Source organism: Verruconatronum alginivorum, assembly GCF_056590205.1.
Genome location: NZ_JBWPVQ010000001.1, coordinates 3017153 through 3032716, shown reverse-complemented (window position 1 = coordinate 3032716; position 15564 = coordinate 3017153). Strand labels below are relative to the sequence as shown.

15 protein-coding genes and 1 tRNA gene are annotated in these 15564 nt (G+C 61.6%); 14 read left to right on the top strand and 2 right to left on the bottom strand.

Going from position 1 to position 15564, the window contains the following annotated elements:
* Positions 1–5: 5 nt before the first annotated feature.
* From ACWUI2_RS10920 to ACWUI2_RS10900, 5 genes are all read left to right on the top strand, one after another.
* On the top strand, positions 6–1265 hold the full coding sequence (locus ACWUI2_RS10920) for a hypothetical protein (protein ID WP_486982885.1): 1260 nt from the start codon (positions 6–8) through the stop codon (positions 1263–1265).
* Between the two features lie 84 nt (positions 1266–1349).
* Positions 1350–2243, top strand: a complete 894-nt coding sequence (gene epsC / locus ACWUI2_RS10915; RefSeq protein ID WP_486982884.1) for a serine O-acetyltransferase EpsC — start codon at positions 1350–1352, stop codon at positions 2241–2243.
* Between the two features lie 31 nt (positions 2244–2274).
* Entirely contained in the window at positions 2275–3096 is an 822-nt protein-coding gene (gene dapF, locus ACWUI2_RS10910) for a diaminopimelate epimerase (RefSeq protein WP_486982883.1), read from the top strand.
* A 95-nt stretch (positions 3097–3191) separates the two neighbouring features.
* Entirely contained in the window at positions 3192–3314 is a 123-nt protein-coding gene (locus tag ACWUI2_RS10905) for a hypothetical protein (RefSeq protein WP_486982882.1), read from the top strand.
* 5 nt (positions 3315–3319) lie between these two features.
* Complete coding sequence (locus ACWUI2_RS10900) at positions 3320–4456, top strand: IS110 family RNA-guided transposase (RefSeq protein WP_486981276.1); 1137 nt, start codon at positions 3320–3322, stop codon at positions 4454–4456.
* Positions 4457–4991: 535 nt separating this feature from the next.
* Here the strand turns inward: ACWUI2_RS10900 and ACWUI2_RS10895 are convergent.
* A complete protein-coding gene (locus ACWUI2_RS10895) occupies positions 4992–6497 on the bottom strand; it encodes a UDP-N-acetylmuramoyl-L-alanyl-D-glutamate--2,6-diaminopimelate ligase (protein ID WP_486982881.1) in 1506 nt (501 codons plus the stop codon).
* A 95-nt stretch (positions 6498–6592) separates the two neighbouring features.
* Between ACWUI2_RS10895 and rnc the strand changes: the two genes are divergently transcribed.
* The 3 genes from rnc to ACWUI2_RS10880 are packed head-to-tail and all read left to right on the top strand — an operon-like array spanning position 6593 to position 11837.
* Positions 6593–7306, top strand: a complete 714-nt coding sequence (rnc, locus tag ACWUI2_RS10890; RefSeq protein ID WP_486982880.1) for a ribonuclease III — start codon at positions 6593–6595, stop codon at positions 7304–7306.
* Between the two features lie 18 nt (positions 7307–7324).
* Complete coding sequence (gene mfd / locus ACWUI2_RS10885; RefSeq protein WP_486982879.1) at positions 7325–10783, top strand: transcription-repair coupling factor; 3459 nt, start codon at positions 7325–7327, stop codon at positions 10781–10783.
* 1 nt (position 10784) lies between these two features.
* Positions 10785–11837: a peptidylprolyl isomerase gene (locus tag ACWUI2_RS10880; protein WP_486982878.1), complete on the top strand. Its 1053-nt coding sequence runs from the start codon at positions 10785–10787 to the stop codon at positions 11835–11837.
* A gap of 116 nt (positions 11838–11953) precedes the next feature.
* On the opposite strand, the gene ACWUI2_RS10875 is transcribed toward ACWUI2_RS10880, so the two are convergent.
* Complete coding sequence (locus tag ACWUI2_RS10875) at positions 11954–12733, bottom strand: ThuA domain-containing protein (RefSeq protein WP_486982877.1); 780 nt, start codon at positions 12731–12733, stop codon at positions 11954–11956.
* Between the two features lie 152 nt (positions 12734–12885).
* Between ACWUI2_RS10875 and radC the strand changes: the two genes are divergently transcribed.
* From radC to ACWUI2_RS10845, 6 genes are all read left to right on the top strand, one after another.
* The gene (gene radC, locus ACWUI2_RS10870) at positions 12886–13575 is read left to right on the top strand and encodes a RadC family protein (protein WP_486982876.1); all 690 of its coding nucleotides are present in this window, start codon (positions 12886–12888) and stop codon (positions 13573–13575) included.
* Between the two features lie 67 nt (positions 13576–13642).
* Positions 13643–13729, top strand: a tRNA-Tyr gene (locus tag ACWUI2_RS10865).
* Positions 13681–14136, top strand: a complete 456-nt coding sequence (locus ACWUI2_RS10860; RefSeq protein WP_486985059.1) for a TonB-dependent receptor domain-containing protein — start codon at positions 13681–13683, stop codon at positions 14134–14136. The genes ACWUI2_RS10865 and ACWUI2_RS10860 overlap by 49 nt, the downstream gene beginning before the upstream one ends.
* Positions 14133–14318: a ferrous iron transport protein A gene (locus ACWUI2_RS10855; protein ID WP_486982875.1), complete on the top strand. Its 186-nt coding sequence runs from the start codon at positions 14133–14135 to the stop codon at positions 14316–14318. Before ACWUI2_RS10860 ends, ACWUI2_RS10855 begins: the two co-directional genes overlap by 4 nt.
* A 163-nt stretch (positions 14319–14481) precedes the next feature.
* Positions 14482–14967: a type II RES/Xre toxin-antitoxin system antitoxin gene (parS, locus tag ACWUI2_RS10850; RefSeq protein ID WP_486982874.1), complete on the top strand. Its 486-nt coding sequence runs from the start codon at positions 14482–14484 to the stop codon at positions 14965–14967.
* Positions 14967–15500, top strand: a complete 534-nt coding sequence (locus tag ACWUI2_RS10845) for an RES family NAD+ phosphorylase (protein ID WP_486982873.1) — start codon at positions 14967–14969, stop codon at positions 15498–15500. Before parS ends, ACWUI2_RS10845 begins: the two co-directional genes overlap by 1 nt.
* The last annotated feature ends 64 nt before the right edge of the window (positions 15501–15564 follow it).

The following is a 15564-nucleotide window of genomic DNA, read 5'->3' as shown; positions in this document are numbered from 1 at the left end:
AACTTATGAAGATCTTTTCCGCATTGCCGAAGTTGCTCGCCCTCCTCCTCGCCCTGCTGATCGCCGCCGCCGGAGCGTGGGCGAAAGAGCCGGAATGGCGGACCTGGACCAGCGGGGAAGGAGCCGAAATCGAAGCTTACCTGAAGGAGGTCCGCCCCGAGGGGCTCGTCATCGTCCGCCGCGACGGGCGCGAATTCACCGCCCCCGCCTCCCGCTTCTCCGCCGAAGACCGGGCCTACGTCACCGCCTGGCTGGAAGCGAAACTGCCGAGCGCAACCGAGTTCCGCGGACTCGACTTCACCGCGGTCGAACTCCCGAATCGCTACACCATCGAAAATGTCCAAAATGTCCGACCGACCGGCCGCGAACCGGTGGAAGCGGGAGCGATCCGGACCATTCTCCAATTCCACGACATCCCCGCCGGAACCGAACTCGCCGAGGCGCTCGCCGCCCGGAAACAGGACGCCGACCTCGCCATTCCGCCGCGCGACCTGATCAATGCCTTGGGCAGCCTCCCGGTCGAGGCGGAAATCATCATTCCCCGTCCCGGGCAAGAGGGCGCCTGGCAAATCGACCAGGCGGCGATCCAAACCGCCATCACCTGGAACCTGCCCGTGATCGTGGCCTACCGTCCCCTGATGGAACCCGAAACTCCCGAAGAAGTCGGCGTCGCGGTCGGCTTCGACCGGCGCAATCTCTTCCTGCTCGAACCGCGCGGCGGCCGTTCCCCGAATCGACTGGATCTGCGCGACTTCGAATTTCAATTCGCATACGCCGTGATTCTGTTTCCCCAAGCCCAACCGCTCGCCCACACCCCCGCCGCGGAAGAAGCGGAAGGTCCTCCCCAGGAACTTTTGAGCCGGATTTCGTCGCTGCTCCGGGAAGCCTCCAGCTTCGACCCGGAAGCAGTCGTCGCCACCCTGGAGGAAGCCGGACTCCGGGTCACCCTGCGCGACGTCAACCGCAGCGATTACCGGACCCAGCTGGGCCAAACCCGCAGTTTCGCCCGGAGCGGCGGCCTGCCCTTGATCGACGCTTCCCTCGACGGCGGCAACGTGGTGATCGCCCCGGTCGAAACCGGCGGCGGCACCGGTCTCGCCCTGCTCTACGGCCGGACCGACGACGGCTATCGCGCGGTGGAATTCGCCCCCGACCAAACCTTCCGCCGGGCGCCGGTCTCGCGGGCCGACCTCGCCCGACGTTGGATCACCCGGGTCGACCGCACCTACCGACTAGACATGATCGAGATCACCGTCCGACGATGATCCCCGAGGGAGAAATCACGAACCGGAAACCTGAAATCCTTTGACCCGGTCCACCTCCCGCCTTATCCAATACCTTTTAATTCAATGGACAAGACCACTCAGGATCTCCTCGACTCCTACCGGCATCATGGCGGCATCAACCACATGGATGGGCCGAATCTGCCCTCGCGAGAACGGGTCGACCGTCTCGCCAACGATCTGATGCACCTTCTCTTTCCCGGTTATTACGAGGAGAGGACATTGACCAAACAGGAGTTCGACGAGGCTCTCGCCGACCGTCTCGAAGTCCTGCATGAGAATCTGGCGGCGGAGATCGGCAAATGCCTCTGCTTCCGGAAGGATCCTACGAATGAAACCACCGGAGAATTGGAAGCGGGCCAGATTCTCCGCTCCCTTCCCAAAATCCGGGGTCTCCTGCTCACCGACGTCGAAGCCGCTTACGTGGGGGACCCGGCCGCGACCAGTTACGAGGAAATCATCCTCGCCTATCCATGCGTCCTGGCGATCGCCCTCTACCGGGTGGCCCACGTCGCCTATCTCCGCGACATCCCACTCTTCCCGCGGATGCTTACCGAGTACGCCCACCAACGCACCGGCATCGATATCCATCCCGGCGCGGAAATCGGTTCCCACTTTTTCATCGACCACGGCACCGGCGTGGTGATCGGCGAAACCGCCACCATCGGCTCCCATGTGAAACTTTACCAAGGTGTCACCCTCGGAGCCCGCTCCTTCAAAGTCGATACCTCCGGCAAGCTGATCAAAGGCATCAAGCGCCATCCGAACATCGAGGACAACGTCACCGTCTATTCCGGAGCCACCATCCTCGGCGGCGACACCCGGGTCGGGGCCAACTCCGTGGTCGGCGCCAACGTCTGGTTGATGCAGTCGATTCCCCCCAACAGCCTCGCCTTCTACCAGGGGGAAAACCTGCAGATCCGCGGTCGCGACAAACAAGACGCGGTCGAAAAGCCCTGACCGCCCCCGCGCCATTTTGATTCCAACTCCGATGAACGTCTCCTTCACCAAAATGCAGGGCGCCGGCAACGACTTCGTCGTTTTCGACAACCTCGACGGACGCCTCTCCCTTTCCATCGAACAAATCCGCCACCTGTGCGACCGCCGCTTCGGCGTCGGGGCCGACGGTCTCATCCTGTTGGAAAAAGCGCCGGAGCCCGACCTCGACGCCCGGATGATCTATTACAATTCCGACGGCTCCCGCGGGGAAATGTGCGGCAACGGCGCCCGCTGCTTCACCGCCTTCGCCCTATCGCGCGGCGTCGGTCACGATGGCTGCGTCCGCTTCCTCAGCGACGCCGGACGGATGGCCGCCACCGAATCCGACCAACTATACACCATTCAAATGACCCCGCCGGTCGATTTGAAACAAGAGGTGAAACTCACCCTCCGCAAGGAAGGCGAAACAATCGTCCACTACGTCAACACCGGCGTTCCCCATGTGGTCAAATTCGTCCCCGACATCGCCGCCGTCGACATCATGGCCGAAGGAGCCGAGTTGCGCCGCCACGAAGCCTTCGCCCCCAAAGGAGCCAACGCCAACTTCGCCCAGCTTCCCGGGGCCGACGGTATCATCCCGATCCGCACGTTCGAGCGCGGAGTCGAAGCCGAAACCCTCGCCTGCGGCACCGGAGTCACCGCGACCGCGATCCTCGCCCACCTCATCCACGGCATCCCGAAACCGGTCCGCCTCAAGGTGGCCGGCGGCGACATCCTCTCGGTCGACTTCCAAGGCGACGCCGCCCACCTCCACGACGTGACCCTCACCGGCCCGGCCCGGACGGTCTTCGAAGGAACCATCGCCCTCGCCTGACCGCCGTAGATCGAGTTTTCACTCGATGACGGCGGAAAACCGGCCTGCATGCGTGGCGTTTACGGAGCGAGTCGGTAGCATCGAGTTTTCACTCGATGACGGCGGAAAACCGGCCGGCATGCGTGGCGTTGGCGGAGCAAGTCGGTAGCATCGAGTTTTCACTCGATGACGGCGGAAAACCGGCCGGCATGCGTGGCGTTGGCGGAGCAAGTCGGTAGATAACATGAGGGCGACAAGTGGGAAAGAATTCTCCAACATGTCGCCCGATATGAATAACCAATCGAAAAATAACTTCTCCAAATTGATTAACGGAATCGTCTCGTCCAATGGGCAGGAGGTCAAGCTCGGGATCGATCTTCATGCCCGCGATGGCGTGGCTTGCCTACAGGTGGACGGCAGCTTGCCGCAACGCCCGTTGCGCTTGAAGCACGAGGAACTGGTTCGCCTCGTTGGCAAGTTAGTGGCCGCCGACCTGAAGGTTTATGCCTGTTATGAGGCTGGTCCTTGCGGCTATGGATTATACCGCCAGCTCACCGAATTGGGAGCCACCGTTTTCGTGGTTGCCCCGGTGAGCCTGGCGGGCGGACGCAACCAAAAGACGGATAACCTTGATGCGCGGGGGCTGGTCGACCAACTCGACCGCTATTTGCGAGGCAACAAGAAGGCCTTCACGGTCATTCGTGTGCCAAGCCAGGAGGAAGAACAGGCGCGGGCGAGATCACGTCTGCGCGATCAGATCAAGAAGAGCCGGAGTGGATGGGAGGCACGTGGTCGAAGCGCGTTGCTGGCGCAGGGATTCCACGTGAAAGGCCGTTGGTGGGGGCCGCGCAAATGGAAGGATCTCTGTCTCGAATTACCCGAGTATCTGGTCCAGCAACTTGAGGTAATGCGTGAGATTCTGCTGAAGCTCGACGAGAAGGAAAGGGCCATCAAAAAGGAACTGGTCGAGGAGGTTAAACAGCCTCTGCCGGTCGGAATCGGAGCCCTGACCTGGGTGATGCTCCTGCGGGAGATCTGCGACTGGGGACGGTTTAAGAACCGGCGTCAAGTGGCCGGCTTCGTCGGATTATGTGCCGGGGTTCACCAAAGCGGAGGATCCTCCCGGGATCTGAGTATAAACAAGCACGGCAATCCGCGAATACGCGCCCTGTTAATCGAAGCGGTCTGGCGCATGGTGCGATGGCAACCCGATTACCCGCCCGTGCGCGAGTTGGTCGAGAAGCTTGTCAGCGGCCGGTCTCGGCGCAAGATCGCGGTCGCGGCCGCCCGCAAGCTCGCCATCGATCTGTGGCGGTTGGCCACCGGTCAAACCACGCCTGAGAAGCTCGGCCTGAGGATGCCCGAGGTTGCAGTCGGCTGAGGGCAACCAACTTCCCTTTTTGTTCTTTGATCTTTTTGCCTGAAGCGAACCCGATTTCGGAGTGGAGCGCGCACGTTTCGATGCTTGGACTTTCATCCGTTCCTGTAGATTGTGCCGCTTGCTCCGTCCCTCTTTTCCTCCGGCCTCGCCGGGGGTCGCATAAATTATAATGCGCTGCCTCTAAGGCACGCGCGGATAGCAGTTTGTCCCCCCGGCCAGTTCGAGGGGACCGGGGACGAGAGACATTCCTTTCCGGGGGCAACTCCAAAGGCCAAAAGATTGGGGCTCATTGCCGCCCCCAAACCCCCGCTAGGGGAACTAAGGTAAGAAAGCAGATCTTAAGAATGTCCTAAGAAAAATAAATCAAACAACGGTTTCATTTTCCGCTTGTCACGAAACCCTCATAGCAGCATCGAGTTTTCACTCGATGACCGCGGAAAACCGGCCTGCATGCGTGGCGTTTACGGAGCGAGTCGGTAGCATCGAGTTTTCACTCGATGACGGCGGACAACCGGCCGGCCGGCTCCCAACGCGGTCACCTCAGCGAAGCCACCACGGCGGCGTCGCTGAAGGGAATCTTCTTTCCCTGGATCAATTGATACGCTTCGTGGCCTTTGCCCGCGACGACCAAAAGATCACCCTCGCGGGTGCCGCGGTAGGCTTCCCGGATCGCGCGCTCGCGGTCGGCTTCGACTTCCGGACGAGGGGCTTCCACGAACCCTTCCAAGATATCGGCGATGATTCGCTCCGGGTCTTCCGTTCGCGGGTTGTCGGAGGTCACCCAGCAGACATCCGCCCCTTCGGCGGCGATTCGGCCCATGATCGGACGTTTGCCGCGGTCGCGGTCGCCGCCGCAACCGAACACCAGATGGATCCGTCCACGGGTAAGTTTTCGGCAATTCTCCACCAGATTGGCGAGTCCGTCGGGATTATGAGCGAAATCGACGATCGCCGTCGCCCCGTTCGGCAACAAGGTCCGCTCCATCCGCCCCGCGACCGGGAGGAATCCCGGCACCCGCGCCACCGCCGGAGCGAGATCGCGTCCGAGCCCGTGCAACACCGCGAAGGCGGCGAGAATGTTGTCGACCTGAAATCGGCCGATCAACGGACTCTCGATCGGATATTCCTTCTCGCCGGCGACCAACACAAACCGCGTTCCGGCGGGCGAACAATCGATCCGTTCCGCCCGGACTTCCGCCCCGGCCGCGCCCCGGGAACTGTAACGGACCACCCGGCCCGCGCAGGCGCCGGCGAAGGAGTCGGCCGCCGGATCGTCGCCGTTGATCACCCCGACCCCCGCTTTCCCGAGGGCCAAAAACAATTTCCGTTTGGCCTCCCCGTAGGCTTCGGCCGACCCATGAAAATCGAGATGGTCGCGGGTAAGATTGGTTAACACTCCCGCCCTGAACCGGAGTTTCGCCACCCGGTCGAGGGCCAAGGAATGGGAGGAGACTTCCATCGTCGCGGAAGCCACTCCTTGGTCGACCAGGCCTCGCAACCTTCGGGCGATGACGTGGGCCAAATCGGTGGTGTATTCCCCTTCCTCCACTTTTTGGCCGTCGACGAAAACCCCGAGCGTCCCCATGCTGGCCGCCTTCGCCCCACCCGTCCAGAGCAGGTGGGCGCAGAGCTGGGAGGTGGTGGTTTTCCCGTTGGTGCCGGTCACCCCGACCAAGTCGAGCGCCTCATCCGGCAACCCATACAGCCGGCGGGCGACCGCCGCGAACGCCACCCGGGCGTTGGCCACTTCCAACTGCGGAAGGGCGACGTCCGGCAAGATCTTTTCAACGATCAACCCGACCGCCCCGCGCCGGACCGCCTCCGGCACATGCGACCTTCCGTCCTCCCAGGTGTTGTAACTCAGATACTCGTCGATGACGGCGAACAGGCATCCTTCGACCACTTCGTGCGAGCGGCAGGCGATGCCGTTGACCACCGTTCCTTGCCCCCGTCCGGAGCCGATTCCGAGCCATCCGCGGATTTCCTCCAAACGGGCCGGAGAGGAAACGGCGGCGTGTGAATTGTCATTTTTTCCAGTCATGATCGATCCTCCTACCAGCATGAGGCGGCCGAATTAAAAGCCGATATTATTTGCTGCCAAATCTCCATCCATAAGCCACAATCCCTCTTCTCTTCATGGAACTCTCCACCAAACTCCAGGCGCTGCAAAAACGAATCGGCTATCGTTTCCGCAATCCCGCTCTGCTGCGCGAAAGCCTGATCCACCCGTCCTATCTTCAGGAAAACCCGAACGAACCAGGCAACAACCAACGGCTCGAATTCCTCGGGGACGCCGTGCTCGACCTGATCCTTTCCGAGCGGCTGTTCGCCCTCTTTCCCAACGAGCGTGAAGGAACCCTCACCCAGCACCGGGCCATTTTGGCCAAAGGAATATTCCTCAGCGACCTCGCCCGCAACCTTGGCCTCGACGAATGCTTGCTGATGGGGCGTTCCGAAATTCAGAGCCAGGGAAACCAACGGGCCTCGACCCTCGAAGACGCCTTCGAAGCACTGGTCGGGGCGATCTACCTCGACAGCGACCTCCCGACCGCCCGCCGGGCCGTCCTCTCCTGGTATGGCGACATCGGCCAGCAACTACTCGCTTACACCGCCCTGAGCAATCCGAAGGGCCGCCTCCAGGAATTGGTCCAGCCGACCCTCGGCAACGAGGCGATCCGCTACGTGGTCAGCCGCGAAGAGGGCCAGGCCCACGACCGCCGGTTCGAGGTCCAGCTGTTCATCCAGGACGAACTTCTCGCCTCCGGGACCGGCAAATCGAAAAAGGAGGCGGAGGAAAAGGCGGCCGCTTCCGCGCTCCAGCAGTGGACAAAACGGCAAAACGAGGTTTGATTGCCTCCTTTTCCTCCCGTGGCTAAAGCAACCCAACGGAAGTCCGTTCGCCCCGAGCCGTTTGCGCCGCCGGCCGCCTTCGCCCGCGAGGCCATCCGTAAGATCCTCGTCACCGGGGTGAGCCCGCCCGCGCTTCCGGCCGTCGTGGTCGAGTTTCTCGCCGCCCGCCGGGGCGCCCCCGCCATTCTGGTCGTCGCCGACCGCCGGACCGCCGACCAAACGCTGGAGGATCTGGCCTTTTTCGCCGCTTTGTCCGAACGCGACTTGGCCGTGGAACCGCTCTTGCTGCCGGAACGGGAGATTCGGGGGAGCGACGACGGACGGCGCGATTTCGACATCGAAATCGACCGGCTTTCGGTCTTGAGCCGTCTCAAACAGGAACGCGATTTCCCCGGCTCCAGCCGCAACCTGGTCGTCGTCACCACCCCGCTCGCCCTCCTCCAGGGAGTGCCGTCGGCCGAGGAGGTGGGCCGTCAGGAGGTCGTGTTGCGGGCGGGCCAGACGCAGAAGTTTTCCGCCTTGGTCGATACGTTGCGCTCCCTCAACTACGATTGCGAAATCCTCTGCGAATCCCCGGGCGAATACGCGGTCCGCGGCGGCATCGTCGATCTTTACCCGGTGACCGCCACCGCGCCGGTCCGGATCGATTTCTTCGGCGACCAGATCGAAGAGATCCGGCGGTTCGATCCGGCGACCCAACGTTCCGGCGAAAAGCTCGACCAGGTGGTGATCAGCGCCTCCCCCACCGCCCTCCCCGCCGCCCGCACCACCGGCATCACCGACCACCTCGGCCCCCGGGTCCACTGGATCCTCCACGAACCGGTCCGCCTCGAGGAATTGGTCGAATCCCTCTGGAACGAATCCGACCCCGGCGCCCTCCTCCATTCGCTCGACGGACTCCAGCGGATCCGTCAGAAAACCGACGACACCTGGCTCGGGTTGGCCGACCTCGAGCTCTCCAGTCCGTTGTTCGGCGCCGACGCGATCGAGCTCGCCTACGCCACCGAGCCGTTGGCTAACTACCGGACTTTCACCGCCTCCAACGAGGTCGGCGAAGACCGGCTTTTCAGCGAACAACAGGCCCGCATCCAATTCCTCCGCCAACTCCGGCGCTGGGAGGCCGACAACTACGCGGTTTTTTTGGTCACCAACAATGAGGGCGAAGAAGAACGCCTGCGCGAAATCATCGCCGAGGATGCCAAACTCGCCGACTTCGCCCCGGAATTCCTCCGCGGCCATTTGCACGAGGGCTTCCGAATTCTCTTCGACAAGGAAAGCGCCGCCCTCTCCTGGCCAAAGGCCGCCGGTCGCGCCGGGGTGGTGGTCGCTTCCGACAGCGAGATTTTCGGACGCTACCGCCAGCGCCGGACCACCGCCCGCACCCGGGCCACCGTCAACCGCAGCCAGGTCGATCAACTGCTCGATTTTTCCGAATTGGTCGAGGGCGACCATCTGGTCCATCTACAACACGGCATCTGCATCTTCCGCGGCATCGGCAAAATCGAGTCGCGCGGACAGATCCGCGAAATGATTTCGATCGAGTTCGCCGATGCGGTCATGCTCCATGTGCCGTTGCACGAGAGCCACCTGTTGAGCCGTTACGTCGGCCTGACCAAGGCCCGCCCGACGCTCGGACGGATCGGTTCGAAGCAATGGGAGAAAACCCGGCGGGCCGCCGAACGGGGCATCCTCGACATGGCCGCCGACCTTCTCGCCCTCCAGGCGAAGCGGGAGTCGCTCCAAGGCTTCGCCTTCCCTCAGGACAACACCTGGCAACGCGAGTTCGAAAACGCCTTCCTCTTCGAGGAAACCCCCGACCAACTTCGCGCGATCAACGAAGCCAAAGAGGATATGGAGGAGGCCCGTCCGATGGACCGCCTCCTCTGCGGCGACGTCGGCTTCGGCAAAACCGAGGTCGCGATCCGGGCCGCCTTCAAAGCGGTGATGGGAGGAAAACAGGTCGTCATTTTGGTCCCGACCACCGTGCTGGCCCAGCAACATTTCCGCACCTTCCGCGAACGGATGGCCGACTACCCCGTGGTGGTCGAGATGCTCAGCCGGTTCCGCACTCCTTCCCAAAAAGCGAAGATCCACGCCGGCCTCCAGACCGGACAAATCGATATCGTGGTCGGCACCCACACCTTGTTCGGCAAGGACATCCGCTTCGCCGACCTCGGGTTGGTGGTGATCGACGAGGAACACCGGTTCGGCGTCCGGCAAAAGGAGAATTTAAAACAACTCCGCGCCACCGTCGACGTTCTCTCGATGAGCGCCACCCCGATCCCCCGGACCCTCTACATGGCCCTCACCGGCGCCCGCGATCTGAGCGTCATCGAAACCGCCCCGGTCAACCGCCTTCCGGTGAAAACGATCGTCAAAAACTACGACGACAAACTGGTCACCGAAGCCCTCCGCTACGAAATCCGGCGCGGGGGCCAGGTTTTCTATCTCCACAACCGGGTCACCTCCATCGAGGCCGTCGCCCAACGGCTCCAGGAACTGGTCCCGGAAGCCCGGGTGGTGGTCGGACACGGCCAAATGAGCGAACACCAGCTGGAGCGGATCATGACCGATTTCGTCGACGGCCGTTACGACGTTTTAGTCTGCACCACCATCATCGAGTCGGGCATCGACATCCCCAACTGCAACACGATCATCATCGAAGCCGCCGACCGCTTCGGATTGGCGCAGCTTTACCAGATCCGGGGCCGGGTCGGGCGTTTCACCCACCAGGCCTACGCCTATCTCCTCCTCCAACGCCACGGCCGGGTCCTCGACCTGGCCCGCAAGCGATTGGCGACCCTCCGGCAGAACACCCAGCTCGGCGCCGGTTTCCGGATCGCCATGCGCGACCTCGAACTCCGGGGAGCCGGCAACCTCCTCGGTGCCGCCCAGAGCGGTCACATCGCCGGAGTCGGTTTCGAACTCTACTGCCAGCTTCTCCGCCAAAGCATCGGACGCCTCAAGGGCGAAGAACAGGCGGTCACCCTTCGCGCCACCTTGAAACTCGATTTCGTCTTCTTCGGCGAGGGGGACGCCGAATCCGACACCGGTTCCCGCTACGAGGACGCCTACACCGTGCTCAAACGCGCAGACCTCGGCGAATCCGCCCCGCTGATTCAAGCCCGGATTCCGCTCGACTACATTGACGAAACCCGTCTCCGAATCGATTTCTACCGGCAATACGCCTTGGCCGAAACCCTCAAGCAAGTCGACGAGGTCGAAGCTTCCATGAAGGATCGGTTCGGCCCCCTTCCCGAACCGGTGGTCGCCCTCGGACTGGCCACCCGTGTCCGCTGCCTCGCGGAGAAAAAGGGAATTCTGTCAGTCGAAACCGAGGGAAACCTCCTCAAATGCCTCCGCGCCTCCGGCCAGAAAGAAGATTTCGTGAAAGTCGGACAACGCTTTCCCCGCTTGACCCGACCGAAGCCCCTCCTACGCTTGCAGGAAATCATCACTTTTCTTCAACGAATCTGACATGCCCACTTTTTTGCGGTTTTTCACCATATTCACCTTCCTGTTCGGTCTGGCCCTCTCCGCAACCGCCACCGTCCCGGGAACTCCCGTTAATCCCGGCGCCTTGGTCCCGGGCGGCCTGCCCGCGCCCCAAGCCCAACAACGTTCCGGCGAAATGCAGGTCGCCAACGGCATCGCCGCGATCGTCGAAGACCGGATCATCACCATCGACGAGGTCCAACGCGAAATCGCCCTCCTCATCCCCCAACTTCAACGCGACGCCCGCAACGAAGCCGAGTTCCAACAACAACTCCGCACCCTTTGGGACGAAGTCGTCCACAGCCTCGTCGACCGGGTTCTGATCGTGAAACACTTTCGCAAGGAAGGTTACCAAATCCCCCGGAGTTTTCTCGAAAACGAGCTCAAGGAATTGATCCGCCAGGATTTCGACGGCGACCGCGGACGTTTCCTCCAATACCTGAACAGCCAGGGCATTTCCGTCCGGGACTTCCGCCGCGACCTCGAAGAACGGATCATCGTCCAATACATGCGGAGCCAGATGCGACGTTCCGAGTCGATCGTCAGCCCCGAACGGATGGAACGCTTTTACGAGGAAAAGAAGCACACCTTTTACCAGGACGAAGCGGTCCACCTCCGGATCATCCAACTGACGTCGTTGACCAACGAAAGCCAAGACGTCCTGCTGCAAACGGCCGAAACCATCGAGCGCCGCCTGGCCGAAGGCGATTCCTTCGCCGACCTCGCCCGCCGTTACAGCCAGGACCGCCGCCGCCGCGAAGGGGGCAGCTGGGGCTGGATCAAGACCGACGAACTCCGCGAAGACTGGAAGGACATCATCGCCGCCCTCGCCGTCGGCGAAGCTTCCGACCCGATTTCCGCCCGCGAAGGAATCTACATCCTCTACGTCGAAGACCGCCGCGAAGCCGGCATCCAACCGATCCACGAAGTCCGCGACGAGATCGAAACGATCCTCGCCAGCCAAATGGCCCGCGAAGCCCAAACCCGCTGGTTGGAACGCCTCCGCCGCAACGCCTACGTCCGGTTCTACCTGTAAAAAGGGTTCTGGTGTCAGGCATTAAGGGATTCAGGTGAGGGCTTGAGTAACACACTGAATCCCTGACACCTGAATCCCCGACACCCGGACGCCTGACACCCGACACCCCTGCCCCTCTACCGAAACCCCGCTTCGCCTTCGCGATGCAGGCGCGGGCCTTTCACGGTGAGCTTTTCCGCCGCCTTATCGGCGGGGACCTGCGGGCAACTGTCGACCCACGTCCCTTGCGGACGGGCCCATTCCACCGCGTTGGCGATTACCCGCTGAATGGTCGGATTGTGGTAAATCGGATAAGTCTCGTGCCCCGGACTGAAATAGAAAATCTTCCCGTTCCCCCGCCGCCAACAGCAGCCGCTCCGGAAAACATCGCCCCCCTCGAACCATGAAATGAAGACCTGCTCGTCCGCCGGAGGAATCGCAAACGGCTCGCCATACATTTCAGACTGCTCGACTTCAAAATAACGGTCGATCCCGGCCGCGATCGGATGGCCCGGATTGCACACCCAAACCCGCTCCTTCTCCCCGGCCTCCCGCCAGGTCAGCGAACAGGTGGTCCCCATCAACCGTTTGAAAATTTTGGCGTAATGCCCGGAATGAAGGACGATCAATCCCATCCCCTCCAAAACCCGCTTCTGGACCCGGTCCACCACTTCATCCGAAACCGCCCGATGGGCGGCGTGACCCCACCAGGTCAATACATCGGTCTCCGCCAACCGCTCCGCCGTCAATCCATGCTCCGGCTCCTGCAATGTGGCGGTGCTCACCTCCAGGTTTTCCCGCTGACGCAAACCATCGGCGATTACCGTGTGCATCCCATCCGGATAAATCCCGGCAACGGTCTCGTTCTTCTGCTCATGAACGTTCTCTCCCCAAACAACAACGCGAATTTTATTCATCCATTCCACCCTAGGGCATTCATCGGATTTTTTCCATCCGGTTTTTTTACATCATTTTTGCAAAATCCAAACGACTTTTTGCTGGCCCAAAGTAGGGCAAACACCCTACCTTTAAAAATGTGACAGCCCCCGTTATGTATTCCCCGAATCATTTGAGGAGTTTAGCAGTCAATGACAGGCCCCAGGAACGTCTGGAGCGCCTCGGCCCAACCGCGCTCAGCGACACGGAGCTGCTCGCGATGCTCCTGCGCAGCGGCAGCCGCGACCTCGATGTAATGGGGCTCGCCACCCAGGTCATCAGCGAGTCAGGCTCGCTGGCGGGGCTTCTGAAGTGGCAGGAAACCGACTTTCGCCGCCTCAAAGGCATCGGCAAAGTGAAAGCATTGCAACTGATCACCGTGATGGAGATCGCTAAACGGGTCCTCTCCCAACAAGGCGGCGGACAACCCATTCTCAACACCCCGGAACTGATTTTCGCCCACTTCCGGCCAATCGCCGCCGGACTCGACGTCGAGAAATTCTGGGTGCTTTGCCTCAACCGGAAAAACGTCCTGATCAAACGGGTCGAAGTCACCTCCGGCACCGCCAGCAGCAGCCTGGTCCATCCCCGGGAAGTTTTCCGCGAAGCGATCCGCCTCGGCGCCCTCGCCATCGTCGGCGTCCACAACCACCCGAGCGGCGACCCGAGCCCGAGCTCCGCCGACATCCAGGTGACCCGCCAACTCCGGGAAGCCTCCCGCACCGTCGGGATCGATTTCCTCGACCACATCATCGTCGGCGACGCCTCCTGCGACCCTCGCGGCCGCGGTTTTTACAGTTTCCACGAAGCAGGGCTCCTGTAATTAAAAAATTCCGCAGAAAACACTTGGCATACGAACCTTCGTCGGTAGCTTAAGACCTTTCCCAATCGGTGGGATATCCAAGTGGCTAAAGGATGCAGACTGTAAATCTGCCGGGGTTTCCCCTTCGTTGGTTCGAATCCGACTCCCACCACCACTTTAGAAAAGGCGATCTTCTCGAAGATCGCCTTTTTTCGTGCCCTCAGCAAGGATCAGAACGGAGATTTCGGAGCGGAAGCGGAAGCGACCTGGCATTTGATCGAAGAAGGCCGAGGCGGTGGCCCCACCTTGGATTGGATCTGGCGGACGGCTTGGGTGAAAGCGGATGACCGCACCACGAACGAGCCGCTGCCCAGGATTCCTCCGCTGCGGTTCGGAACGGAGTTGGCCTGGCGCATGAACGGATATTTCGTCGGCACTGACGTGCGTTACGTGACCCGGCAAACAAGGACGGCGCCTTTCGAAACGGAAACCCCGAGCTACACGCTCGTCGGCGTTGGCGCTGGCAGATGGGAAGTCTCTCCAGCTCGCCCGGCGTCTCACCCGGCACCGCCACAACGATGATCAAGTCTTTGGCGGAGTTCTTGCGTTTTCTCGACGACAAACACCTTCAGCCGGGGGCGCAGGTGACGGTGAAACAAAGGGACGATGTCGGAGGAATTCTCCGTCTGGCTCGGAGTCGGCCGCGCGGAGAGATCACCCTCAGCTTGGCGGTCGCCGAAAAACTGCAAGTGGAGACGGTTTGAGTCCCCGGAGGGTTCACTGAGAAACCCATGGCCATCCGGTTGAACGAATTCGAACTTCGGCCCCTCACCTCGGTTGCCTCGGACCGAGTGTGCACGGTTGGGTGCCCTTAGCCGGAAATTGCCGCTTGACAATCCACTCATTTGAACCTTTATTTATTCCCATATGAACCAACCCCCTAAAAAACAAATTTCTCCCGCCCCCGACCAAGTCGAGGAACCGGCGGTTGTTTACGCCTACAATGTTCGCCCGGGTCGCCGGCCGAAACGACCGGTGGTCACTGGGGTCGCCCAAGTGGTGGAGCGGATCCAGGCCGGTTTGCCGATGTCGGAATTTGAGGCGCTCCGGGATCTCCTTGATTTAACCGGCGAAGAATTGGCCGAAAAACTGGCGATTTCACGCAGCACCCTGGCCCGCCGCAAGAAGAGCGGGAGGTTCGACCGCGAGGAATCGGATCGCCTGGTGCGCTTCGCCCGCCTTTTCTCCCGGGCCGTCGAAGTATTGGGCGGCGAGGAGGCCGCACGCGATTGGCTGAAGACTCCCGCCCGCGCCCTCGGTTTCACCACTCCCCTCACCTTCGCGGAAACGGAGGCGGGTGCCCGGGAGGTCGAAAACGTCCTCGGCCGAATCGAATACGGCGTCTTTTCCTGATGCCCCTCACGGTTTGGCGAATCGTCCCTGAGAGCCAGGCCAATACCGCCTTCGATGGCGAGGGAGCCCGGCTGTTCGGCGGCCGCTGGAACAGTCCCGGCACCCGGATGGTTTACACCGCCGAAAGCCGCGCCTTGGCCGCGCTCGAGACTTTGGTGCATCTCACGCCCCAGACATTGGGACGAAGACTCCTGTTGATCGGATTGGAAATCGACGAATCCTGGGTCGAATCCGTCGACGTCAACGACCTGCCACCGGATTGGCAGGCTCCGATCATTCCGCAATCCACCCGGAAACCGGGCGACGAATGGATTGCCGCTGGTCGATCACCAGTCATGCGGGTCCCCAGCGTCATCATCCCGGAAGAATTCAACTACCTCCTCAATCCCGCCCACTCCGTCTTCTCAAGCTGGCGAATCGTCGACAAAACCCCGTTCTGCTTCGATCCGCGTCTGGCCGAAGCAAAAGGCCTCGCTCCATACCCCCCCCAATGCCAAATCGGAGGGTTGGCTTCCCAGCCGACCTATCCCTGAGAACGACGCCGACGGCGGACGGCAGGATGCCATCCCTCCCAGTGGAGAGCCCGAAAGAAGGGAA

Coding starts and splice junctions, on each gene's coding strand:
- ACWUI2_RS10875 (WP_486982877.1), bottom strand. CDS start 12,733: ATGAATAAAATTCGCGTTGTTGTTTGGGGAGAGAACGTTCATGAGCAG.
- ACWUI2_RS10900 (WP_486981276.1), top strand. CDS start 3,320: ATGAGGGCGACAAGTGGGAAAGAATTCTCCAACATGTCGCCCGATATG.
- dapF (WP_486982883.1), top strand. CDS start 2,275: ATGAACGTCTCCTTCACCAAAATGCAGGGCGCCGGCAACGACTTCGTC.
- ACWUI2_RS10920 (WP_486982885.1), top strand. CDS start 6: ATGAAGATCTTTTCCGCATTGCCGAAGTTGCTCGCCCTCCTCCTCGCC.
- ACWUI2_RS10855 (WP_486982875.1), top strand. CDS start 14,133: ATGATCAAGTCTTTGGCGGAGTTCTTGCGTTTTCTCGACGACAAACAC.
- ACWUI2_RS10895 (WP_486982881.1), bottom strand. CDS start 6,497: ATGACTGGAAAAAATGACAATTCACACGCCGCCGTTTCCTCTCCGGCC.
- ACWUI2_RS10880 (WP_486982878.1), top strand. CDS start 10,785: ATGCCCACTTTTTTGCGGTTTTTCACCATATTCACCTTCCTGTTCGGT.
- ACWUI2_RS10905 (WP_486982882.1), top strand. CDS start 3,192: ATGACGGCGGAAAACCGGCCGGCATGCGTGGCGTTGGCGGAGCAAGTC.
- rnc (WP_486982880.1), top strand. CDS start 6,593: ATGGAACTCTCCACCAAACTCCAGGCGCTGCAAAAACGAATCGGCTAT.
- parS (WP_486982874.1), top strand. CDS start 14,482: ATGAACCAACCCCCTAAAAAACAAATTTCTCCCGCCCCCGACCAAGTC.
- ACWUI2_RS10845 (WP_486982873.1), top strand. CDS start 14,967: ATGCCCCTCACGGTTTGGCGAATCGTCCCTGAGAGCCAGGCCAATACC.
- epsC (WP_486982884.1), top strand. CDS start 1,350: ATGGACAAGACCACTCAGGATCTCCTCGACTCCTACCGGCATCATGGC.